Below are 22,468 nucleotides of genomic sequence, written 5' to 3'. Positions count from 1 at the left end.
GTCTTCTATCGTCTTTGACTTCAAGAACATGAATTGACACCCTGGCTATAAGTAGATCTGAGGATATACCTATCCTGATTACAAGTTTGGCATATCTCTACAGTCAAAATCAGTACCCTAGGGGGTACTTTCTAGACTATAGGTTTCCCTAAAACTGTTAAGGATTGTACAATTACAATAGTTAAGTTTTCGATAAGATTTTGTAATAAAGTCAGTAAGCTCAACCCCATTACGCCCCCTGAGACCCTGAAACCCTTCCTTGACATGCTCCCTATGACTAGGCATAAACCCTTGAATTAGGCAGGCTTAATTAAGCCTTAGGTGATTAAAACTTCACACCTAACACCTAAAACCGCTACTGGTGTCAGACCTGTGGGATGCTTACCTCAATGTCGGGAGGAGGATGTGGTTGTCTATGAAGATCTCAAGATACAAAACATGGTCAAGAATCATCATTTGGCTAAGTCGATTTCTGATCCAGGTTGGTATCAATTCACCCAATGGTTAGAATACTTTGGAAAAATCTGGGATAAAACTGTGATATCGGTCAACCTCCACTTCACATCTGCCGATTGTTCTAACTGTGGTTATCGGGTGAAAACATCCCTCAGCACCCGGACTCATAAATGTCCTCGTTGTCATCTAGAAATCTGTCGTGATCCCAACGCAGCTCTCAACATTTTGAAGCGGGGATTAGAGGTTTTAGGTGTTGAGTACAACAGTACCCTAGGGCATAGGAAACTGCCGTTAATACGGAAACGCGCAGGCGTGAGTTCGACCGCTGTTGATGAAGGGAAACCTAATTCAAGAAGTTGTCTGATTGAACCTTGAATCACATATTGTGAGAATCCCCCGTTATCATCTCCGATTTAACGGGGGAGTATGTCAAGCAGCGGAAGACATGGATTCGGAAAACACGATAGTCTGGTAGTAATGTTGCAATTGGCGTGTAGCAGCTGACCAACTCCAGCGTTCAGCTTCTGCTCTAGCATTGCGGCGCAGAGTTTCCCGTTCCTGCTGTTGTGCTAAGAGACGCTGGGTTGCTGCGATCGCTCCTTGCTCATCTGCTGGATCGTATAAATACCCATTCATCCCATCCGTGACAATATCGGGAATCCCTCCAGAGTTGGCTGCTACCACAGGACAACCTGCTGCCATCGCTTCTAGTAAGACTAGTCCTAAGGTTTCTGTCCTAGAAGGAAAGATAAATGCATCAGCAGAGGCAAAGGCCGATCCGAGGGTTGTACCGGTAAGGTAACCCACGAAATGAGTCGGGGTGCCAGCAAAGTGTGCTTCTAGTTCCTTACGGTGGGGTCCATCCCCTACTAATGCTAGGCAAGCGTTGGGAATTGCTTCTAGCACTAGCTTGATCCGCTCAATTTCTTTTTCAGCAGAAAGACGGCCTACATAAAGGAGTATGGGGCTGTCTGGATTTCCTTGGGAAAGATGCGATCGCATTTGGGATGAAGCTAACTCTGGTTGGAACGTTTCCGTATCCACACCTCGCTGCCACAAGTCTACTCGCTCAACACCATGGTCTCTTAATTCCTGTACCATAGCATTAGAGGTACACAAATTCAGCTCAGCTTGATTGTGACTAACCTTAATTAACTCCCACATAACTCCTTCGAGCATACCCAATCCGTAGTGCTGGAGGTACTGAGGTAAATGGGTGTGGTAGGAGGCGACCAAGGGAATATTCATCACCTTGGCATAATACAGCCCTCCCAACCCTAATACTGCTGGGTTGACAACATGGATCAAATCTGGCTGAAACTTTTCTAATACCCCACCAATGGAGGGTCGTGGCAGGGCTAGCTTTAATTCGGGATACAGGGGTAGGGGAAAGCCAGAAACACCGTAAATTTTGGCTCCTTTGTATGTTTTTAGTCCCCCTTCTGGGCATATAACTAGCACCTGGTCACCGTTACGCTGCAAATGTTCCACCGTGTGGCGCAACCGGGTCACGATGCCATCAACTTTGGGTAGAAATGTTTCAGTAAAAAAAGCAATTCGCATAATTAGTGATTAGTCATTAGTCATTAGTCATTAATTATTTGTCTTTGATAGTCCCTTAATCCAATTTGCTTGACCCTACTCGCTAAATGTATCAGGTTTGGGGCACTTGTTGAACATGAATTAGTTTCTAGGTATTAGACCATTGGCCATGGCGTTTAGGGATTCCAGGACGCCCTTGACTCTAACCTGATCAGTTTGGTTATAATTGTGGTTTGTATGAAACCTTTTTTGACCTCAAACCCCCAAGGTAAGAGTTAATTCTTCTATAGTTCAGTAAATTCTGGAGTTGGGATCAGCACTTCTGAAGCGAAGCTAGTCCTGGGTGCAAAGTGAAATGCTCCAGCAATCGAACCCCAAATGAGTTCATCGGTTTGGGGGTCACGTCCCCTGTCAAGACTAATCAATTTTTCTTCCATTACTTCAAAGCTGCTATCGAGATAGGTTTCTTTACTATTGCGCACCACCAAGCAAGCTTTACCTGGTTCTACTTCCGCTTTGAAGCTATGACCAGTCCAGGCAACATTGAACGTGCAACCAGGAAGCTTCTCTAGCTGTTGGGCACTCAGGGATTTTAGACGTTCTAAATCACGGGAAGCTCCGTATAATAGTTTTTCATCCTGAACCTTGTAATTTTCGATTTTGATTTGCCCGTCTAGCTCAACAATCTTTAGCACCCGCACTCGGTAGGGGGTGTTGAGCATATAGTCATAGGCTTGCTCAAGGAACAAGCTACATCCATCTAGCACTGACCAAGGTAGAGGACGCATGCAGACGCGGATGTGAGCATACAATGGTGGATTCTCAAACGCCTGCTCTTGGTTACTAAAATCAGCTGCCATCCAGCGAGCTAAAGTAGCGATATCCGTAGAATGAGTCATTACCAGAAGTGTTGAACTTAGAATAGCGCGAACTTCGGATGAAGTAGTTTTTGATGCAGTTAGTATCTTTACAATACATCGTCTTGATGCAGTCGCTTATGTTTGGATTCTGCATCAAGACCAATGTAAGTATTCAGCTATCAGCTATCAGCTTTCAGCTTATCGGCTACAGATGGTGCTACTTGAAGTGCTTTTGAATAAAATAAGCTGACGGCACCTCAAGTAGCACCATCTGTAGCGCATATGCTTACAAAATCTCGAACTATTAAATTCTCCCGTTCAAGGTTTATCTTAAGCACCTCAAGTAGCGTGAGCTTTTAGCTGACGGCTGACAGCTGACGGCTGAATGCTTACAGACCAATTGCTAAAAGCTTTAGTTGACAAGCGCCCATCATTACCATGATCCGAAGTTCCCTATTCCGTATTTGCTGTCCCCAGCGCTATAGCTGATAGCTTACTGGCAAGAGCTTGGGAATACCTCTGGTTTCTTTGGGTTATTTCAAACCTTTAATCCCAAACAATAGAAACTGTGTCACCTGAGCCTCACTAAAATTGTTATCACTCACCAAAATTAAACTCTGAGTTCCATCACTCAAGCGCGGACCAAGGGTCATTCCCTCTAAATTATCTAAGTAAATCCCCAATTCACTCAAATCCAGCAACAACTTTTTTTGCAGTGGCTTAATCTTGGAAACATCACCCTTGAGACTAGCAATTTTGGTGGTATCGGTTGCTCCACCGGTCACCACTTGATAAAGTTTGGCACTGAATCCAAATAAACCATAGGTACGCTCCAAACTCAGAAAATGTCCTGCGGTATCCACTGCTAATAACTCAGTTAAACCGTGAGAAAGGGTGTTAGGGGGGTCTGGGTCGAGTAAGTAAAGATGTTCACTAACCAGCATTGGAGGAGTAACGTCTCCAATCAAATAGTGCAACCAACGAATTCCCGCTGCTTGTTCGGTATCTGCTTCTGGCTGGTCTTGGTGTAGGGAGTACTCACTGGCACTAAATAAGCGAAATGACTCTTGCCCACTTGCTGCAGCTAGGCTGATCGGTTCTAAGGTCAATGCCTCAAAGCCTAAGTTATCCTGGATACCATTACTGACTGTTCCTAGGTCAGTGTCATTCGGTAGATAACGCTGGGGAATTTTTAAGTTTTGCAACTGTTGTCCTGTTGCTATATCAAACTGCCGAATGAATGGAGCAATGCCTTGATTAGTAGCCCCTTCACTAGAGATAAATACAGAATCTTTTCCAGACCAAGCAATCCCTTCTGGATCCAGGGTACCCCTTACAAAGGTCTCACCATTTTTATCTTTGAGGAAAGTGACATCTTCCACTTCTACGTTTTCAATCCCTATGTTTCCTGTATCGGTGGGATTGAAGGTTAGTTTTAGGGTGTAGAATCGAGCCGGAGCTAATCGAGAACGATCATCAGAAACAGCTAAAAAGCGATCGCGTTCCCGATCATAGGCCAATCCTGACAACCCTCCCACTACGGTATTTTTGAATTCCGTTTGGGGGAGTTGATACTCCCCTAAGAAGTTCACGGAAAGGTTGAGGAAGGTGCGTTCCTCTGCTGTGATGGCTGGTAAAAAGCTACAGGTAGTGGTCAGGCTACCCAGGAATATTATTACCACAACCCATAGCATATTTGATAGTTTTTTAGGTTTTCTTAACATTAGGTCAGTCTACCAGTACCTTAACTTACTTGTATTATTACTTGGTTCGACCAGAAGTGTTGATTGTTATAAATTAGGTCTAAAAAAAAGTACCAAGCTGTCTACTAACTATTGGTGCTATTTAAAAATTAAATTATGCTCGCGTCATGTTTTTAAAACAGTTTACAAAACGAGTCTTGGATAGCTTAACATCTATCCCTAAAAATTACTACCCTGTCTCTTGATGCAGTCGATCATGGTGCATCTCATATTTGTAAAAAAGAAGGTAATTGTGGGAAGTGTGGGAAGTGTGGGAAGTGTGGGAAGTATGATAATTTTATGATAATTTTGCCTAATTTAATGCATTGAGATGCACCCTTATGCGTTCTGCCCTCTGCCTTCGATACACTTTTATTATGGGTATTTAACCGGACTTGATATAAAATCCTAATGACCGAACAATTGGCAAGAAGTTGACTAGTTTACGAGATGTCTATTACAAACAGACACAAACTATTCACCAGATTGGAACCAAATCCAAAACAAACCTTGGCAAAACATCCTATCCTCTCCTGATAATGTTTGTGGACTAGTTAAAATTTCCACATCTCGATCGGGAGGATAAATTTATACTTGCTGCTGTTGGCGATTAATTAACCATCCCAGTCTTGCGCCATTATCCCTATATTCCCTCATTTTGGCCTGTGTCTTTTCCAGGGAATAACTGGGAGACATTAATTCAACCACAAAATCGGGGCACAAAGGAGCAAATCTTTCTTTTTCCGCTTGAGTCAAAGCATTCCACCGTTCAATTTTCACCCAAGACGCATCTGGAGAGCGCTCTGCACCCGAGGAAAGTTTGAAACCACCGGAAGAGTCAAAGGATTTTCCTAGCTGATTTTGGCGACTCCAAGCTCTTAACTGATACGTTAGATCAGCATTGCGTACGCTAGTTTTGCTACCCGTAGGTGGCATAATAATTAATTATCCTTTAGCTGTACGCTCGAATCTCAAGTCACGGTTAGTTTGACAAAGCTGAAAAAATTGCTTGTCAGTTAAGTCAATAATTAATTCGAGCCTAGCCGGTAAACTGACGGTATTAGGGTTCATCTTATCAGTTTAGATAGTAGCAATAGTTTTCTCAATTATAGTATAGCGCTTTTTAAGCTAGTAAGGTACATTTTTTTTGGTTTTAGGAAGCATGGAGCTAAGGCCGTGGGCCACGCTTTCGGGCTTTGCCCGACCCTGCGCAAACGCCAACGGAGCTTCGGAGCAGTAAAGTTATAAGAGGGAAAATGTAAAAAAAAATTGTACTTTATTAGGCTAAAAAAAACGATATTTTATATCATCCATACAGACACGGTTTTAAAGGGATATTAGCTTAGTCCAATCATCGTGTAAAATTCCAAGGATAAGCATAATACAGTTGGGGGTTTCAATGCTCTGTTAAACTAAATTTTTATTCTCTGGAACAGGGTAATAAAAATCAACATTAAACGTTCAAGATACCAATTTTGTTTTTAGGCATTTTGAAGTTAAGCTGTTGCGCATTTAAATTGGATATTATTCAGTTAGCAAAAAACCGTCAAACCCTCTCCAATGCTCCCATTACCCCCTTACTAAGGGCAGGGCTGTTTCATTCTTTGGGATAAATTGTCAGGTCAATAAGCGTGAAAGGGATGAAACCTTGAAGAGGGTAGCCTTATTACAAAAACTTAAACCTGTTGCCCATAACCTGCCGACCATAAATGCTACCCTCAACTACTGTAACTTCAAGGGAAGTGGGGTGCTGGGGAGAGGATATTTTTAAGGTGAAAAATACCTAAGGTGCGCTTGACCCATTAAGAATTAAATTCGCGCTATAGGTGCGCGCCAAGGGCGATTTACTCGCCCTTGGGTCGCACCTTCGGGTCGCACTTTTTATTAATAAAAATTCCCCACGGTGCGCGTTCACACCGCTATCTCCCTATCTCCCTATCTCCCTATATCCCCACCAATCACATTTTAGTCCGACAATGAAACAGCCCTGGCTTACTAAGGGGGGTTAGGGGGAATTGATGCTCCCCTGCTGTCAGAACCATGGAATTTAAATGAAGACCAGCTTAAGGCTCTGCCTTGATATCTGGAAATGGTGACAAATCCTGAAAAAAATGGTTATAATATCCCTGTGAAGACAAAACATTGATTAACCCTAACAGGTTGATTAACCTTGAGGAATTTACTTAGAATTGCAGAGGTGGTCTATTCTCTATAAGTAGATTTACGGTTACGGCGGTCAACTCAGCAATTCTATAATCCCATCAGTTATTTAAGGGCAGTAAGGCAATGTATAAGAATTGCGTAATTGACATTAACTCCAAGCCTAATAAGGTTGATAGCGTTTGGCGTCTAGCCGAAACATTATCTGTAGAGGAAAAGGCTGAATTGATTGAGCGCTTGCTTGACCAAGAATCGGGGTTGATTGTGCTTTCAGCAACTACCCACTTCGCTGATTATATCCTGGCCCAGATGAGTCTTTTGTCATCAGAGGGCTTGGTGTACGTATTCAGAAAAGTTGCGGCTCAGCTGTCTAGCAAAGGGAATGGTTTGTAGATTGTTATCATTAATCACCCACAATATCCAGCTTATTCTTTTTTGTTGGTGGTTAGTAGGGGCAAACCGTGGTTTGCCCCTACAGTAGTTAGTAGAGATCAACACACTATGACTAACGACTAAGCCACTAACGACTAACCACTAACTTGTTTCCCAGATTTGATGTAACCTCTACATAGACATACTCCAGCCGCACTGGCTGACGAGCAATGGAATCGAGGGGAATCCCATCAAAACAAGCAATAATATCCTTCAGGTCTAAAGACTCTGGTAGCCAAAAGGCTAAATCATTTCCATAGCGGCGATGAGTAAACCCTAATTCTTGGGCACGAGCGATCGCTTGTTCTTCTTGAGGGGTATCTACTACTACAATTTCTTGAGCGGGAATCTTTTGCCGTAACTCAAGCAAACTCCCCTCTGCTACAATCCGTCCCTGTTTAAGAATACCAATTCTCTGGCAAACACGTTCTGCTTCATCAAGGGAATGAGTCGTCAGCAAAATAGTAATTCCCTGGCGCTGAAGACGTCGAATCAAGTCCCAAATTTCATATCGGGCTTCAATATCTAAGCCTGTGGTAGGCTCATCTAAAATAAGTAATTTCGGCTGATGCACTAGAGCCACAGCAATATTCATCCGTCGCTGCATCCCACCACTGAGGGTTTCCACCGGACTTTTTGCCCGCTCTAATAAATTTACTGCAGCAAGGGCAGCGTAAACTTGTTTAGAGCACTGCTGAGCATCTAAACCATACAGACGAGCAAAGAAATACAAGTTTTCTTGACAACTAAGGGTTTGATACAGTAAATTCTCTTGGGGGGCAACCCCAATCAGCTTTTTCGTTGCCTCGGACACTGGTTGGTTATTGATTGCGATCGCACCACTATCTGCTCGTAGTAAGTTACAGATGATATTGATAGTAGTTGTCTTACCTGCACCATTGGGTCCGAGTAAACCATATATTTCTCCCCCTGGAATATTTAGGGTTAAATCCCGCAGAACGTTTCGATTACCGTAAGACTTATTTAATTTATGGATATTTAGCACTAGTTAAACCTTCAGCAATACTAAGGCAATTTAATCAGACTTTTTTTACGCGGGGACGTACAAGTCGAAAGCCCCGTGTTTTTAAACCGGGGATGAAGACTCACAGCGACTAAAGTCGCCTAGAAAAATAAGCGTAGGTTTCCGGAATCATTGGAAAAGATGATATAGTCTAATATTAGGTACAGGCTGAAAAACCGTTGGCTCAGACGGGAGAGAGACCCGCAACTGATTGACCACAAAGTAGTAATGCCTAGAGGGCAGGGAGAATCCTCTTTAAAAACCCAATCGTCAACTAGCAATTGGCGTGTGAACCCAGGAAAAATCACTTTTTAACAACAAGGTACGGTGGGGCACACCGGAACCTGGGGAAATGGTTAAAGTACCCGTTCGCGTAGCGTCGGCTTTGCCGATACGCCTAAGGAGAACTGCCCTCTGGGTCTGTCGTGAATCGACTAGGAATTTGGCACAGCGGATTCTTGGTTTGAGTACTGTCCTGTTTTTGGCGGCGTCAAAGATGGAACACGACGGTTTAAGGTGGCTCGTTGATCTAGGAATCCCCGTCTCGCGATTAGCGGGGAGTGTCAAGATAATCGGATGATTTTATAGGAGTACTAGGGTAAGCATTCAGCTATCAGCGGTCAGCTATCAGCTAATGCTTCACAGGCTAGAAGCCTGTGAAGCATTAGCTGATAGACTTTTCCCCAGACTTTCAATTCTCATTAATCTCGAACTATTAAATTCTCTCGTTTTAGGTTTATTTTAAGCTGAACGCGTAGCGTGAGCTAAAAGCTCACGGCTGACGGCTGACGGCTGAACGCGCACGCGTGCGCGTAGCGCATATGCTTACCTACTAGGTAATAGATAACTGACCCGACTATACTTAAGTTTATTTGTTTGTGCAAACCTCCTCATTCTTCAAGGGTTTAAACTAGGTTACCCTGCACAAAACTCCCGTGGGTAATCACAATCTCCTCTCTACCCGAACCATCCCCTGGTATGACAACCATCCGACTATCACCATCACTGAGGAAAAGCCAAACAAAAACCAGAAATGAGACTCGATTTGCACCAAACTATTCCCATCAGCCCATACTCCCAGCAAGGCTTCGTTCATATGATAAATTGGGTTAAACTTAGCGATTTCCAGTAACTGTTCCGGAAACAAAGCAGTTGGTAAAAATGCACCCCCCAAAATTAATAGAGGTACACCGAAGGTTCCCACTAAGGCATTAACGTCCTCAGTGCGCCGCGCTAATTGAGTTCCCAGAAAAAATCCCACTCCCACATAAGCAATAATACTCAGGAAAATAATCAATATCCCTAGCAACACGGAACCTTGAAACCTTGCCCCCAAAAATGCTGCTATGGTATAAACCACTAAGGCTTGACCTGTACCAATGCAGCTGTGAGCCAAAAAAATTCCTAAGAAATAGGATATGCCGCCTAATGGAGAGAGAAATAAACGCTTGAGCATGTGCTGTTCTCGTTCTGAGACTACCGTTGCGACGCTACCCCCCAAGCAGCTAAAAAACAAAGCAGCACCCACAAGAGTAGTTGGGGCAGCACGTTCAAATGCTTCAGCGGTGGATAGCTGAGCCTGTTCTGCCATAATTAAACCGTTGAGAAATAGCACAGTAATTGGAAAAATACTCCAAAATAATAGGCTACGCTGCCTTCGCCATAGTTCAATCAAGATTCGTTGTGCTACAGCACAGGTTTCCCGCCAATATTTCATAATTACAGCAGTTTTCAATTGGGTTAGGTACAGATTCCTGGGTTTTAGGGAACAGGGAACAGAGAATAGGCAAGAGGCAAGAGGCAAGAGGCAAGAGGCAAGAGGCAAGAGGCAAGAGGCAAGAGGCAAGAGGCAAGAGGCAAGAGGCAAGAGGCAAGAGGCAAGAGGCAAGAGGCAAGAGGCAAGAGGCAAGAGGCAAGAGGCAAGAGGCAAGAGGCAAGAGGCAAGAGGCAAGATGGAAAAAATCTTGTGTACCTCATGATTGTGAGTAAATGCTTTAAGCTTTAAACTTTCAACTTTAAACTTTCAACTTTAAACTTTTAACTTGAAGGCCAGAAGGAAGATTTTTGTGTTTATCTTACCTATCGTCTATGGATTACAAACAGGGTATCAAGGTCTCTGAGATAATAAAGAGCAAAGCAAGCTGCTAACATTGGCCAGGCGGCAAAAAATAGCAAGTTCGGATCATTAAATGGGCTTAGATATTGCTGATAGGATGAGAGAGTTGATACCCCATGAAATAATAATACGCTACCATAAGTAAATCGTTTTTTCCACCCTAGTAAAAATCCGATGATGATGACTAGCTGAATAAAGCCAATAATAATAAAAATGCTGTTACCGAGTCCACTAATAAAGTAAAAGTTTTCATAGACCGCAGCTGCATGTTCAGGACGCACGAATTTATCGATTGTCCACATCAGCATTACTATAAAAACACTGAGGCGCAGTAGAAACAAAACTAGGGTAATTCGATTAGATGCTCTCATGGTAGTTTCAGAAGTAATAGATCGGAGGTAATAGATTCCATAAAAGAATGATAGATCAGATTATATCTGGTAGCGTTGTTATGTTATACCTAGGCTTGACAATAGCTATGGTAAGCATTCAGTTATCAGCCGTCAGTCGTCCCTACTATGAATCCATGACTTCCGTGACAGAGTATAGTTCCTAAAAGAGGTTGAAGGTTGAAGGTTAAACAGGTTGAAGGTTAAACAGGTTGAACGCGATCGCGTGGCCAAAAGCCAAGGTTAAACAGGTTGAAGGTTAAACAGGTTGAACGCGATCGCGTGGCCAAAAGCCAAGGTTAAACAGGTTGAAGGTTAAACAGGTTGAACGCGATCGCGTGGCCAAAAGCCAAGGTTAAACAGGTTGAAGGTTAAACAGGTTGAACGCGATCGCGTGGCCAAAAGCCAAGGTTAAACAGGTTGAAGGTTAAACAGGTTGAAGGTTGAAGGTTAAACAGGTTGAACGCGATCGCGTGGCCGAAAGGCCAAGGTTTAATAACCACCTAACCGATAACCTGTAACCGATAACCGATAACCTGTAACCGATAACCGATAACCTGTAACCGATAACCGATAACCTGTAACCGATAACCGATAACCTGTAACCGATAACCGGTAAAATATAACCAGATTGCGATCGCATTTCCTAAAATTCTGCTAATATCATTCATTGAAGGTAAATTAACCAGCACCCTTAATCATAAGGATTGGTCAACAGCTCAAATCCTTGATCGTATCACCATTACCGATTCAAATCTCTCGGAAACCGCAAAGCACCTAAAGTAGCCTGGCCTTTTGGCCATCCCTGCTACTTGATCCGATTAGCTAACAGCTACCGCTAGCATCTACTAAAACCATCCTGATACCAGGGAATTTCTACCGTAAGTACTACCGTATGTCATTTAACTGTGACATGCTCCCTCTTAAGAGGAAAATCAACAGGAAAAAACTACCCTCTTAATGGCCTAGTCATACCCAAATTCCCTAATGACCTGCCAGTATGATCTGCTGTCTTAATCCTGATTGCCAGAATCCCATTAATCCGGATGATAACCAGTTTTGCCAAAGCTGTGGTAACAAACTAGTACTCCTGAAAAACCGCTATCGTCCGATTCGACCCATCGGAGATGGGGGATTTGCCAAAACTTATTTGGCAGAAGATAGGGACAAATTGGATGAACAGTGTGTGATTAAGCAGCTAGCCCCCCAAATTGAGGGAACAAAGGCACTCAAGAAGGCACGAGCATTATTTGACCAAGAGGCAAAACAATTGCAAAGGCTGGGACAACATCCCCAAATCCCTACTTTGCTAGCTTACTTTGAAGAAGATCAGCGCTTATATTTGCTCCAAGAGTATATCGAGGGGAAAACCTTAGAGCAAGAGTTGGCAGAAGCAGGACCGTTCAGTGAAGACAAGATTAAGGATGTTTTATTTGAACTGCTAACTATTCTCAAGTTTGTGCATCAACAGAAGGTGATTCACCGAGACATTAAACCAGGTAATATCATTCGCCGTCCTGCTGCGGCTCAAGGATCTGAAAAAAAGAGTCAGCTAGTACTAATCGATTTTGGGATAGCCAAGCAATTGAGGGCTACGGTCATGGCTAATATCACTGGCACCACTATCGGTTCGTTTGGCTATGTGCCTATGGAACAAATGGAGGGAGGTAAAGCCTATGCTGCTAGTGATTTATACAGTTTGGGCACGACCTGCTTTCATTTGCTGACCAATGTTCATCCTTGGGATTTGTGGAAGAAACAAGGCTATCGCTGGGTAAATAGTTGGCGAAAGCATTTAAAGCAACCGGTGAGTGAAAAATTGTGGTGGATAATGGATCGGCTGCTCCCAGAAAGCTATCAGCACCGTTATCAGTCTGTAGACCAAGTTTTGGAGGTGTTGGAGCTTCAGTCTGCGCCCTCTGCTAATCCCTCTCAATCAACGTCTAATTATCACGAGTCTTTTCTGAATTTTTTAACGTCATTCAGACAAAATGACCAGTTAAAAAAACAAGTTATGATGGGAGGATTTTCTTTATTATCTCTAGGATTAATTACTCAAGGATATGGATATTTTCGGTATCAAACCTTTCCGTCTAATCTAAGTTTTTTGATTGCTGGTTTCCCCAGCAGTACCTACCTCAAAGCTACTCTGAGTGGACACAGTAACTCAGTGCGTTCTATTGCGGTAAGTCCTGATAATCAATATTTGGTAAGTGGTAGTAATGATCATACTGTAAAAATTTGGAATTTGCCGAAAGGTGAGTTAGTTAGAACTCTTAATGGCCATGATGGTAATGTTTATTCTGTCGCTATTACTCCTGATGGAGAAAATATTGCTAGTGGTGGCGATGACAACACTATCAAGATTTGGAATTTGAAAAGGGGTCAGCTGAAAAAGAATCTTACTGGTCATCAGGGTTTTATTAGTTCTGTTGCGATTAGTTCCGATGGAAAAACGTTAGTAAGTGGCAGTTATGACCAAACTATCAAAGTTTGGAATTTACATACTGGTAAGCTGAAACAAACCTTAACGGGGGAAACGAATTGGGTTAGTTCGGTGGTGATTAGCCCTGATGGCAAAACGTTAGTTAGTGGTAATGGGGGCAATACGATCAGAATTTGGGATTTGGATACAGGTAATCTAAAAAAGACCCTCACCGGTCATAGAGATTCCGTTGTTTCTATAATCATTAGTCCTGATGGTAAAACATTATTTAGTAGTAGTCTAGACCGTAATATTAAGATTTGGGATTTAACAATTGGTGAATTAAAAAATACCTTGACTGGACATATATACTATGTTCATTCTCTGGCGATTAGCCCAGATGGTAAAACCTTGGTTAGTGGTAGTGCTAATAATACCATTAAGGTTTGGAATTTAGAAACGGGTGAGTTGAAAAATACCCTCACTGGTCATACAAACTGGGTGAGTTCTCTGGCGATTAGTCCCGATGGAAAAACCTTAGTCAGTGGGAGTAGAGATGATAGTATTAAACTTTGGAAGTTGCCTTAATTTATGACAGTAAGCTGGTGTTAATTTAAAATTTTAGGTTATGAGAGCAAGGGAACAGGGAGCAGGGAGCAGGGAGCAGGGGTAAAGAGTTTTATTTTTTTGATAACTAAATAATATCTAATTGAAATGCACAACAGCTTAAAGGATAAAGTGTAAAGTCTAAGCTGTAAACTGTAAAGTGTAAACCGTTAATAAAATTTAAATGCATACCTGGCACTGGCACACTTGGAACAATTTGCCCTATTTAACGAGTAGCCTATTGAAGCAATGGAATCACGGCTTCTTTTCCTCAGCATTTTCTCCCCGTTCTCCTGAAGAAATGGTCGATGTACTCCAGCCTGATGCCCAGGTGTATCGAGTTAAACAGGTCCACGGCAATACAGTACTGACTCCTGGGGAAATTGAAAGTACCCAAAACGGTGAGCCAGACTCCGATAAACCACCGGCTGATGGTATTATAAGTGAGGAAGCTAACCAAGGTGTTTGGGTTTGTACGGCAGATTGTACGCCCTTACTGATTGGGGATATCGAAACGGGACAGGTAGCAGCAATTCATGCGGGCTGGCGGGGTACTGCTCAAAAGATTGTTCCTAATGCGATCGCACGATTGCTAAACAATGGTAGCCGTAAAGAAAATTTACGCATTGCTCTCGGTCCAGCAATTACAGGGGAATGCTATCAGGTATCAGAAACCGTGGCGGCTGAAGTGGGAGCTAGTATTGTATCTACTGATCAAGGGAATACCACTGAATCAATTATGGGGGTTTTGCAGCAGCTAGACGACTCCCCGATATTAGATGACCCGAAACCCGGACGAGTACGCTTGGATGTGCGGCGAGTGAATGTCTTACAGTTGGAACAATTGGGCATTGATTCAGAACAAATTGCGATCGCACCCCACTGCACTTACTCTGAACCAGAGCGTTTCTTTTCCTATCGGCGTAATCAACTTAAGAAAGTTCAGTGGTCTGGTATTATTAGCTATTGAAGCTAGGCCAAAGCCTGGCAACGGACCGGTACGACAATAGCAAAGAAACGTCCTTGAATCCATGCCACGCACCCCTAGATTAACCTTTGACCGGGGAACTCTGATTTTGCATCCACCACCGAGGGGTAAAGCTTGGGTGGAGTATGCGACTTGGGATGATCGGGTAGAGAAGTTTCGGATCAGAGGAATTCACTATCGTCCTCTGGTAGAAAGCTTACTCAGAGACAAGGTTGATTTTATTGATGATGCTAGGGAATTTGTGCCTCTGCCACTAGTATCTAGTTTTGAGATGGAACCTTATCCCCATCAACTGGAAGCTCTATTGGCATGGAAGCAAGCCGGTCGTAAAGGGGTAGTGGTGCTACCAACGGGAGCAGGTAAGACTTATCTGGCACAGTTGGCAATGCAAGACACTCCTCGTAGTACCATAGTTGTGGTACCAACCCTAGATTTAATGCACCAGTGGTATGCTCAACTGGAGGCAGCCTTTCCAGATGTGGAGGTGGGAGTGTTGGGGGGTGGTTCTCGCGATCGCACGCCTATCCTGATCGCCACCTATGATAGTGCCACTATTCATGCGGAAACCTTAGGGAATCGGTACGCTTTGGTGATTTTTGATGAGTGTCATCACTTACCTACGGATTTTTATAAGGTGATTGCAGAATATGCGATCGCACCCTATCGGTTAGGATTGACAGCAACCCCAGACCGCTCCGATGGCCGTCATTGGGATCTTAATGGTTTGATAGGACCAGAGGTTTATCGGAAAAGCCCTGATCAATTGGCGGGTTTAGCCCTAGCTGACCATAAGGTCATTCAGATTAAGGTCAAGCTTTCCCAAAAAGAACGCGATCGCTATAATTATTGCATGACGTTGCGCAATGATTTTTTGAGAGCCTCCAACATTCACCTCGGGAGTATTAAAGGTTGGCAGCAGTTTGTGATGGCAAGTGCGCGATCGCAAAGCGGACGCCGTGCCATGTTAGCTCACCGGGAGGCCAAGGAAATTGCTTTGGGTACCGATGGAAAATTAAGGATTTTGCTAGATTTACTGGCTCAGCATTACCCAGAGAAGATGTTAATTTTTACCAATGGTAATGCTACACTTTATCGCATTTCTCAAGAGTTATTGATTCCGGCGATTACTCATCAAACTCCAGTCAAAGAGCGTCATGATATTTTGAAGCGATTTCGGGAAGGAGAGTATCGCTGTTTAGCGGCATCCCATGTGTTGAATGAGGGAGTCGATGTACCCGATGCGCGAGTGGCGATTATCTTGTCAGGAACTGGTTCATCTCGGGAGTATATCCAGCGCTTGGGTCGGGTATTGCGTAAAGGTAAAGATGGGGAGAAGGTAGCGTTATTGTATGAAGTGGTAGCGGAGGATACCTCTGAAGAACGGACCTCTTGGCGTCGCCATGGTGGTGGTAGCAAGAATGAACCGCGAAGGCGCAAACAGCCGGAAGGTGCCAAGACCGGTAAGCAGTTAGAGTTATTGCCAGAGCAGGGTTATCAGGTCAAGCCTAGGAGTAGCCCCAGGGCGGCTGAGTCCAAGGGGAAGTGGGGAGATGAGGATGATGAGTTTTAAGTGGGATGATCAGGTGATAATCGAGTATTTTTGGGATGGGTTAGTGATTCCTATGTAACAATATTGCTTGAACAATATTGCTTGAAACTGGTATAAGTTGTATAATTTATCTTAGGACTTACTAAGCCGACTAAACCTTCTAAGTCCTAAAATAGTATATTCCTCAAAAGAAGACCGGGTGATCTGGTGATATAGTACTAGATATGAATGCAACTTGGTATCAACAACCCTTTCACCAGGTCTTAAATGTTTAAGATTCACAGGTCAAGAGTCAGAGTGTAGCTGGTATCACCACTGAACTGATAGACTTGGACGAAGTAGTCACCAGGAGAGTTAATATTGATTGATTCTGAGAGGCTGCCACCACGAGTTGAAGTGTCAATGACCTCGCCACTGTCAACCAGACCATTGTTATTAGAATCTCGGATTACTTGCAGATCAGCGTCACTACTGAGTCCAGTAAGGTTAATGTTGACCCCCTCAAATAATCCAATCGAAAACTCGTAGGTATCAGTGGTATCTGTGTCACCTACAAAACCACTTAGGCTCCGGTCTGCTGACAAGTCACCAAAATCCTGTTCTGTGTGAAGTATGTTACTACGATCGGAGGTGGATAAAGCGATATCGTAGGAGACAGAGCCAGAGCTACCTGGAGCATAGCGCTCCACTTCGGCAAAGTATAGACCAGTCACTTGATCAGCAAGGTTAATGGAGTCATCACTATTGCCTCCTATCCTGGAACTGGCAATTTCCTGATCTGCTGAATCAAAAATGCCATTGTCATTGCTATCCCGAAATACTCTGAGATCAGCATCGTCCTCAGCACTGATATCAGTGAGGGCAATATTGATGTTGCTAGTTCCATTAAGACGGAACTCGAAAACATCTTTCGGGTCATCTGGCGTCAGAAACAAATTGTTGCGGGTGACGGGAGTGTTTGTTAAAGTACCTAGGTTAAAGGTGTTAGATAAGCTCAGATTGTAGGAGACAGAGCCAGAGCTACCTGGAGCAAAGCGCTCTACTTGGGCAAAGTAGAGACCACTCCCTTGATCAGCAAGGTTAATTATGTCATCACTATTGCCTCCTATCCTGGAACTGGCAATTTCCTGATCTGCTGAATCAAAAACGCCATTGTCATTGCTATCCCGAAATACTCTGAGATCAGCATCGTCCCCAGCACTGATATCAGTGAGGGCAATATAGATGTTGCTAGTTCCATTAAGACGGAACTCAAAAACATCTTTGGGGTCATCTGCGCTGACTGAGAAATTGTTGCGGGTGACGGGAGTGTTTGTTAAAGTACCTAGGTTAACGGTGGCAGATAAGCTCAGATTGTAGGAGACAGAGCCAGAGCTACCTGGAGCATAGCGCTCCACTTGGGCAAAGTACAAACCATTCCCTTGATCAGCAAGGTTAATTATGTCATCACTATTGCCAGAGTTGATGGAACTGGCAATTTGCTGGTCTGGTGAATCAAAAACGCCATTGTCATTGCTATCCCGAAATAGCCTGAGATCAGCATCGTCCCCAGCGCTGATATTAGTAAGTGCTATACCAATATCTTTGGTACCATTGAGGCTAAAGGTAAAGACATCAGTGGGATCAAATACAGTCAGAGAATTGGAAGAAGTGAAAGAATTGGTTTCTAGACCACTGAGAGTTCCAAGGTTAAAAGTACCCATTGTTTTTTTCCCTGATAGTAAGGTTTTGAATTTAGTTAGAGTAAGTAATTCTGCTTTATGACTTACAGAACACTATGAGCAGTTTTGCCATCAAGAGCATCAAGGCTTTTTGATTGCCCTCACTATGTTAATCACTCCGAAAATCCAATTTTTCTACAATTTTATATAAAGTTTTGTAACTATTCCAAAATATAAAGTTTTGTAACGAATTTCATAAAACTTGGAAACTACCCTGATAACTAATTACACAAGCATTCCTGAATGGTCATGAGCAAGCAAATTCAACATCTGGTGATTAAATCAAAACAAGATACGATTGAAAATCAACAGCGGTATCAGGTTTTGGCAGAACTAGTTGAGCATATTTTGCGTACCCGTAAAGTGTGTCGCCCACGGCCAGGTCACCCTCTATCTGGCATCTATCTAGAGATATATCAGACCGTACAGGAGCAGCTCAACCATCAACTTGAGGAGGATATTGATAGCCCATATCTACAAATGACTTCTGAAAAGGAGTGGGCCTCTTGGCGGGATAGTCTTTTTAAGAAGGTACTCGACGAGAGTCGTCTTCAGCAGCTAGCCCTAGAAGCACAACGGCATCAACCCCATAGCCCAGAGCGATTTTATGCCTTAACGGAATTGCTCAATGCCATTAAGCTTTCCGGTAAGCTTTGCTATCGAGGCAAATTTTCCCCTGAGGTCTATGATGATGCTGTGAATCGGACATTGTATTATGTCTATCAAAACCTCAATCACTACAATCAAGCAAAAGGGAAATTTATAGCCTGGGTCAATTATCGCCTTGATAAGATGTTACAAAAGGCTCAACAAGACCTCAATGACCCATTTATCCAAGCTCAATCTGGCAAAATTGTCAGAATCAAATATCAGTTGAACGCTCTGATTAAAAGCACCAAACTAGATTCTGTGATTTTTTGGATCACACTAAGCATTAAAGGCTTAATTATAGACAAGACCCAGATCAGTAACGTTACTAAAATTCTGATGGTCTTATTGTTGTTGTCCCAGTTAATCGCAAAAGACCGGACAAAGGGAGATTCATTAGTCTTTGAGATGGCTAAAGCCTCTCTGCCTTTCTCCTCAAACTTTTCTGAGCTGACTGGGGAATCGATGACCATAGAGACTGTGGCACAACCGGAAACAGAACTGACGTTGTATGACCAGCTCAGATACTATTTTAAAGCAGACCCGGAAAAGCTCTTACAGAAACATATCAAAAACCATCCTTCCGCCACATTGCAAGTGATAGGGTTAGCCTACCTCGACGGAAAAAAATGGCAAGAGATATCGGATTCTTTAGGAATTAAAATTTCATCCCTGAATAACTTCTTTCAACGTAATATTAGGAAATTAGCCCCTGAAATCAAGAGATATATAGAAGAATAAATGGGATAAAAATTGTATAAAAAAATACAGGCTTGTCCAAATCTGTGCTTAATCTGCTCAATACATAAACTTAGATCACCTGTAGGGGTTAAAGGGAATTATTCCTCTACCTATAGGATGATACCTATTATAGTTGATAATTTATTGGTAAAGCTAAACTAGAGGGATTGCTCAGTCACACTAGTCTGTCAAATTATGGTCACACTACCAGAAGCAGCCCATCAGCTAGCAGAAAAGCGTTGCCAACAGCAATCTAATCTGGAAAAAGCCGAACAGGTTTATCTCAATACCTTGGTGGTGTATGCAGTCAATGAGTACTTACAGGGTCTAGGATTTGAAACTGACTTAGAGTCTAGTGATAGCCAGAAAGAGATCATGCAGACATTCCTAGATGTGGCTGATTTAGTGGTTAAAAATTACGGCAAGCTCGAATGTAAACCAGTCTCACCAGATGCTGAGTTCGTTTACGTCCCAGAAGAAGTTTGGCAAGATAGAATTGCTTATATAGCGGTGCTACTGAATCACTCCTTGACAGAAGCGAAACTGCTGGGATTTGTGGAAAATGTCGCAACTAATGAGTTACCGTTAAGGAAGTTGCAGCCGATGGCATATTTTCCAGGATACCTTCAGGATTTACCGAGAAAATCAACTGATAGTCGAGAGGTTGTCTGTTGAAGGTTGTCTGTCAGAATGGAGAATGCAGAATGGAGAATGCAGAATGGAGCATGGAGCATGGAGCATGGAGCATGGAGCATGGAGCATGGAGAATGCAGAATGGAGAATGCAGAATGGAGAATGCAGAATTACAAATTCTAAATTCTAAATTCTAAATTCTAAATTCTAAATTCTAAATTCTAAATTCTAAATTCTAAATTCTAAATTCTAAATTCTAAATTCTAAATTATTAATTATTAATTCTAAATTCTAAATTCTAAATTCTAAATTCTAAATTCTAAATTCTAAATTATTAATTCTAAATTCTAAATTCTAAATTCTAAATTCTTAATTCTTAATTCTTAATTCTTAATTCTTAATTCGGCACTGCTCACCCTACAATGAATCACTTGGGATCTGGGGATAATAATTAACTCAAACGATTGATGTCTGGTGGGCACTACCCACCCTACGATTCTAGAAAAAAATAAAGTTTTGTAAATTAACCCATAAAAATTTCAGCTCAGCCAGATAAGTAAGCAGGTCAGTCTTTCTAATTGATAGCCATGAAAGAGCAAATTAGGCAGCTGGTATGCCAAGTGCAAAGGTACCCACGAGATACTCAAGAGCGGCAGCAAGCTTTAGGAAAACTGGTTAAGCAAATTTTGCGATCGCGTAAAATTTGCCGCCCATCCAAAGGTCAACCCCTATCTGGTATTTATTTAAATACTCTGGCAGTGTATGCAGTTAACTTTTACTTGCGGTGTTTGATACTCCCATCGCTAAATCGAACGCGCCCCGCGTCGGGCAAAGCCCGAAGATTATAGCGTTCCCGTAGCGGCTCCTAGGTCGCTGGGATTATTAAGAGTATAAAACCCTTAAAGGCTGAACCAAACAGCCTCTACACCCTCCGTTCGCGTAGCGGCGACCTAGGAGCATCAAATCATCGGGCTTACTTTTTCAAGATTTTTGATGATTTAAGTTTCTAGCAGAGGCTTTTCAGCTTGCACCTAAATCGACACTCAAAGGAGCGTAATAATATATCTATGATAACAGAAACTATCAACGACTCGCAACAATTCTAGTCTCCAATTCCCAAGGGGCTGTGTGGGTCAGCTGCGGGAGCACTTTATACGCCCCGTCTCCCGGAGACAAAACCTTGAACAGGGTCGCCTTATGCCAAAAGTTTTAACCCTTTTACCTATAGCCAGTAACCCATTTTGGCGACCCTGTTCTTGCGGTAATTTCGTTCCCGCGCTTGTCTTACTGGCAGTGTCAGACGCTGCGCGAACGACTATAACGGGAGGGGAATTGGAGTTGAAAGATGGGATTTGAGACAAACTTAGAGGAAAGCGACAGTTGGAACCCAGTGATGCAAACCTTGATGGATGTTGCGGATCTGACTGTGAAAAATCATGGTAAGTTGGAGTGTAGACTTATTTTACCTGAGGCTAAGTGTGTCAAAGTTCCAGCAGCAGTCTGGCAGGAACGAATTGGTTATGTGGCGGTGGAGCTTGATCAAGCATTGGAGGAGGCAACTCTGGTAGGATTTGCTGATAAAGTGGTAACAGAACAATTCCCCGTGAACCAATTGCGAACCCTGAAAGAGTTACCGCGACACATTAAAGAGTATCGGCAATGTGGCCAATCCCAGGCAGGGGCAAAGCAGTGGAGCCATAGTCATGCTCTCAAACCCAAGGTCTTCTGTCCCGATGCTTCACCGTCCAACACTATGGAAACAGACTCTAGCCAACAACAGCAACCACAAAGCCAGACAGCAGTAGTGCGATTAAGGCAGTGGTTAGACAATAGTTTTGAGGCAGATTGGAAGACTGTGGAAACTATATTACAGCCAGCACCGGAGCCAATGCTGGATTTCAGAAGTTTCCCCTTTGACCAACCTAGTAAAGGATTGCATACTACCGTGGGAGTAAAACGAGGTAAGCTACTCGGTTCGGAAATCGCCTGGGGTGCCGAGAAGGTAGCTTTATTTGTGGAGCTACATCCAACGGATTCACCCAAAATGAATATATTCATTGAACTGTATCCTGGTGGTGGTGGAGACCGTCTTCCCAAGAATCTACAGATTATGGTGCTGGATCACGAGGGCATTGCGGTGATTCAAACCCAAGCCAGAGAGACGGAAAATATTAAGTTGCAAGTCAGTGGCGAACCGGGAGAACGTTTTAGCATTAAGTTAGTTTTGAATGATGTCAGTATTACGGAAAATTTTTTAATCTAAAGTTAGCGGCGATTGCGCTACCGGTATGCTTCGTAAACCCAGCCTTGTATTAATCCGATTATTAATTAGATATAATATTACTATAGCAGTTGTCAATTCGGTGAGGTAGATTTTGGCTTATAGGAAGTAGGGGTAATAAAGGGGATTTGGTATGATTATAGGAAAGCCCGAGT

Annotated in this window: 19 protein-coding genes and 1 pseudogene; 9 read left to right on the top strand and 11 right to left on the bottom strand. The window is 43.0% G+C overall.

The window, feature by feature from the left end; genetic code table 11:
* The first annotated feature begins 321 nt into the window (after window positions 1-321).
* Entirely contained in the window at window positions 322-831 is a 510-nt protein-coding gene (locus LYNGBM3L_RS05765; protein WP_008180178.1) for an RNA-guided endonuclease InsQ/TnpB family protein, read from the top strand.
* Window positions 832-885: 54 nt separating this feature from the next.
* Here the strand turns inward: LYNGBM3L_RS05765 and LYNGBM3L_RS05760 are convergent, their stop codons facing one another.
* The 4 genes and pseudogenes from LYNGBM3L_RS05760 to LYNGBM3L_RS05745 form a co-directional block, all read right to left on the bottom strand.
* Complete coding sequence (locus LYNGBM3L_RS05760; protein WP_008180177.1) at window positions 886-2,019, bottom strand: glycosyltransferase family 4 protein; 1,134 nt, start codon at window positions 2,017-2,019, stop codon at window positions 886-888.
* Window positions 2,020-2,282: 263 nt separating this feature from the next.
* Window positions 2,283-2,897: a chromophore lyase CpcT/CpeT gene (locus LYNGBM3L_RS05755; RefSeq protein ID WP_008180176.1), complete on the bottom strand. Its 615-nt coding sequence runs from the start codon at window positions 2,895-2,897 to the stop codon at window positions 2,283-2,285.
* A gap of 494 nt (window positions 2,898-3,391) precedes the next feature.
* Window positions 3,392-4,552, bottom strand: a complete 1,161-nt coding sequence (locus LYNGBM3L_RS05750; protein WP_008180175.1) for an esterase-like activity of phytase family protein — start codon at window positions 4,550-4,552, stop codon at window positions 3,392-3,394.
* A gap of 526 nt (window positions 4,553-5,078) precedes the next feature.
* Window positions 5,079-5,671: pseudogene (locus tag LYNGBM3L_RS05745) on the bottom strand (Uma2 family endonuclease).
* Between the two features lie 1,215 nt (window positions 5,672-6,886).
* On the opposite strand from LYNGBM3L_RS05745, the gene LYNGBM3L_RS05740 reads away from it, so the two are divergent.
* A complete protein-coding gene (locus LYNGBM3L_RS05740; protein ID WP_008180172.1) occupies window positions 6,887-7,153 on the top strand; it encodes a hypothetical protein in 267 nt (88 codons plus the stop codon).
* A gap of 127 nt (window positions 7,154-7,280) precedes the next feature.
* Here LYNGBM3L_RS05740 and LYNGBM3L_RS05735 read toward each other — a convergent pair whose 3' ends face one another.
* The 6 genes from LYNGBM3L_RS05735 to LYNGBM3L_RS42870 all read right to left on the bottom strand — a co-directional run bounded on the left by LYNGBM3L_RS05735 (window position 7,281) and on the right by LYNGBM3L_RS42870 (window position 11,392).
* Window positions 7,281-8,198: an ABC transporter ATP-binding protein gene (locus LYNGBM3L_RS05735; RefSeq protein ID WP_008180171.1), complete on the bottom strand. Its 918-nt coding sequence runs from the start codon at window positions 8,196-8,198 to the stop codon at window positions 7,281-7,283.
* A gap of 961 nt (window positions 8,199-9,159) precedes the next feature.
* Window positions 9,160-9,933 carry an ABC transporter permease gene (locus LYNGBM3L_RS05730; RefSeq protein WP_044492331.1) on the bottom strand — a complete coding sequence of 258 codons (774 nt, stop codon included), beginning with the start codon at window positions 9,931-9,933 and terminating at the stop codon, window positions 9,160-9,162.
* Window positions 9,934-9,977: 44 nt separating this feature from the next.
* Window positions 9,978-10,193 (bottom strand): hypothetical protein, encoded by a 216-nt coding sequence (locus tag LYNGBM3L_RS47000; protein ID WP_154659685.1) that lies wholly within the window; start codon window positions 10,191-10,193, stop codon window positions 9,978-9,980.
* Window positions 10,194-10,295: 102 nt separating this feature from the next.
* Window positions 10,296-10,703, bottom strand: coding sequence for a hypothetical protein (locus tag LYNGBM3L_RS05720; RefSeq protein WP_008180166.1), 408 nt, complete (start codon window positions 10,701-10,703; stop codon window positions 10,296-10,298).
* 389 nt (window positions 10,704-11,092) lie between these two features.
* Entirely contained in the window at window positions 11,093-11,224 is a 132-nt protein-coding gene (locus tag LYNGBM3L_RS48400) for a hypothetical protein (protein WP_267871990.1), read from the bottom strand.
* A complete protein-coding gene (locus LYNGBM3L_RS42870) occupies window positions 11,225-11,392 on the bottom strand; it encodes a hypothetical protein (protein ID WP_008180164.1) in 168 nt (55 codons plus the stop codon).
* A gap of 329 nt (window positions 11,393-11,721) precedes the next feature.
* Here LYNGBM3L_RS42870 and LYNGBM3L_RS05710 point away from each other — a divergent pair, with 329 nt between their 5' ends.
* The 3 genes from LYNGBM3L_RS05710 (at window position 11,722) to LYNGBM3L_RS05700 (ending at window position 16,310) form a co-directional block, all read left to right on the top strand.
* Window positions 11,722-13,734 carry a WD40 repeat domain-containing serine/threonine-protein kinase gene (locus LYNGBM3L_RS05710; RefSeq protein WP_008180162.1) on the top strand — a complete coding sequence of 671 codons (2,013 nt, stop codon included), beginning with the start codon at window positions 11,722-11,724 and terminating at the stop codon, window positions 13,732-13,734.
* 202 nt (window positions 13,735-13,936) lie between these two features.
* Window positions 13,937-14,722: a peptidoglycan editing factor PgeF gene (gene pgeF / locus LYNGBM3L_RS05705; RefSeq protein WP_008180160.1), complete on the top strand. Its 786-nt coding sequence runs from the start codon at window positions 13,937-13,939 to the stop codon at window positions 14,720-14,722.
* 61 nt (window positions 14,723-14,783) lie between these two features.
* The gene (locus tag LYNGBM3L_RS05700; protein WP_008180158.1) at window positions 14,784-16,310 is read left to right on the top strand and encodes a DEAD/DEAH box helicase; all 1,527 of its coding nucleotides are present in this window, start codon (window positions 14,784-14,786) and stop codon (window positions 16,308-16,310) included.
* A 257-nt stretch (window positions 16,311-16,567) separates the two neighbouring features.
* Here the strand turns inward: LYNGBM3L_RS05700 and LYNGBM3L_RS39815 are convergent, their stop codons facing one another.
* On the bottom strand, window positions 16,568-17,992 hold the full coding sequence (locus tag LYNGBM3L_RS39815; protein WP_008180155.1) for a PPC domain-containing protein: 1,425 nt from the start codon (window positions 17,990-17,992) through the stop codon (window positions 16,568-16,570).
* Window positions 17,993-18,259: 267 nt separating this feature from the next.
* On the opposite strand from LYNGBM3L_RS39815, the gene LYNGBM3L_RS33670 reads away from it, so the two are divergent.
* The 4 genes from LYNGBM3L_RS33670 to LYNGBM3L_RS05670 all read left to right on the top strand — a co-directional run bounded on the left by LYNGBM3L_RS33670 (window position 18,260) and on the right by LYNGBM3L_RS05670 (window position 22,295).
* On the top strand, window positions 18,260-19,399 hold the full coding sequence (locus tag LYNGBM3L_RS33670; RefSeq protein ID WP_008180152.1) for a hypothetical protein: 1,140 nt from the start codon (window positions 18,260-18,262) through the stop codon (window positions 19,397-19,399).
* A 195-nt stretch (window positions 19,400-19,594) separates the two neighbouring features.
* A complete protein-coding gene (locus tag LYNGBM3L_RS05680) occupies window positions 19,595-20,074 on the top strand; it encodes a DUF1822 family protein (protein ID WP_008180150.1) in 480 nt (159 codons plus the stop codon).
* Between the two features lie 545 nt (window positions 20,075-20,619).
* Complete coding sequence (locus LYNGBM3L_RS46995) at window positions 20,620-20,880, top strand: hypothetical protein (RefSeq protein WP_008180145.1); 261 nt, start codon at window positions 20,620-20,622, stop codon at window positions 20,878-20,880.
* A 497-nt stretch (window positions 20,881-21,377) separates the two neighbouring features.
* Window positions 21,378-22,295 carry a DUF1822 family protein gene (locus tag LYNGBM3L_RS05670; RefSeq protein ID WP_008180144.1) on the top strand — a complete coding sequence of 306 codons (918 nt, stop codon included), beginning with the start codon at window positions 21,378-21,380 and terminating at the stop codon, window positions 22,293-22,295.
* Window positions 22,296-22,468 lie beyond the last annotated feature (173 nt).

It is taken from the genome of Moorena producens 3L (assembly GCF_000211815.1).
Classification (GTDB): Bacteria; Cyanobacteriota; Cyanobacteriia; order Cyanobacteriales; family Coleofasciculaceae; genus Moorena; species Moorena producens.
This window is presented reverse-complemented; position numbering and strand designations above follow the sequence as displayed.

Bases quoted from the DNA above. Each gene is read 5' to 3' on its own strand.
- LYNGBM3L_RS05760 (WP_008180177.1), bottom strand. From the start codon at position 2,019: ATGCGAATTGCTTTTTTTACTGAAACATTTCTACCCAAAGTTGATGGC.
- LYNGBM3L_RS05755 (WP_008180176.1), bottom strand. From the start codon at position 2,897: ATGACTCATTCTACGGATATCGCTACTTTAGCTCGCTGGATGGCAGCT.
- LYNGBM3L_RS05750 (WP_008180175.1), bottom strand. From the start codon at position 4,552: ATGCTATGGGTTGTGGTAATAATATTCCTGGGTAGCCTGACCACTACC.
- LYNGBM3L_RS05740 (WP_008180172.1), top strand. From the start codon at position 6,887: ATGTATAAGAATTGCGTAATTGACATTAACTCCAAGCCTAATAAGGTT.
- LYNGBM3L_RS05730 (WP_044492331.1), bottom strand. From the start codon at position 9,933: ATGAAATATTGGCGGGAAACCTGTGCTGTAGCACAACGAATCTTGATT.
- LYNGBM3L_RS47000 (WP_154659685.1), bottom strand. From the start codon at position 10,193: ATGAGGTACACAAGATTTTTTCCATCTTGCCTCTTGCCTCTTGCCTCT.
- LYNGBM3L_RS05720 (WP_008180166.1), bottom strand. From the start codon at position 10,703: ATGAGAGCATCTAATCGAATTACCCTAGTTTTGTTTCTACTGCGCCTC.
- LYNGBM3L_RS42870 (WP_008180164.1), bottom strand. From the start codon at position 11,392: ATGAATGATATTAGCAGAATTTTAGGAAATGCGATCGCAATCTGGTTA.
- LYNGBM3L_RS05710 (WP_008180162.1), top strand. From the start codon at position 11,722: ATGATCTGCTGTCTTAATCCTGATTGCCAGAATCCCATTAATCCGGAT.
- pgeF (WP_008180160.1), top strand. From the start codon at position 13,937: ATGCATACCTGGCACTGGCACACTTGGAACAATTTGCCCTATTTAACG.
- LYNGBM3L_RS05700 (WP_008180158.1), top strand. From the start codon at position 14,784: ATGCCACGCACCCCTAGATTAACCTTTGACCGGGGAACTCTGATTTTG.
- LYNGBM3L_RS39815 (WP_008180155.1), bottom strand. From the start codon at position 17,992: ATGGGTACTTTTAACCTTGGAACTCTCAGTGGTCTAGAAACCAATTCT.
- LYNGBM3L_RS33670 (WP_008180152.1), top strand. From the start codon at position 18,260: ATGAGCAAGCAAATTCAACATCTGGTGATTAAATCAAAACAAGATACG.
- LYNGBM3L_RS05680 (WP_008180150.1), top strand. From the start codon at position 19,595: ATGGTCACACTACCAGAAGCAGCCCATCAGCTAGCAGAAAAGCGTTGC.
- LYNGBM3L_RS46995 (WP_008180145.1), top strand. From the start codon at position 20,620: ATGAAAGAGCAAATTAGGCAGCTGGTATGCCAAGTGCAAAGGTACCCA.
- LYNGBM3L_RS05670 (WP_008180144.1), top strand. From the start codon at position 21,378: ATGGGATTTGAGACAAACTTAGAGGAAAGCGACAGTTGGAACCCAGTG.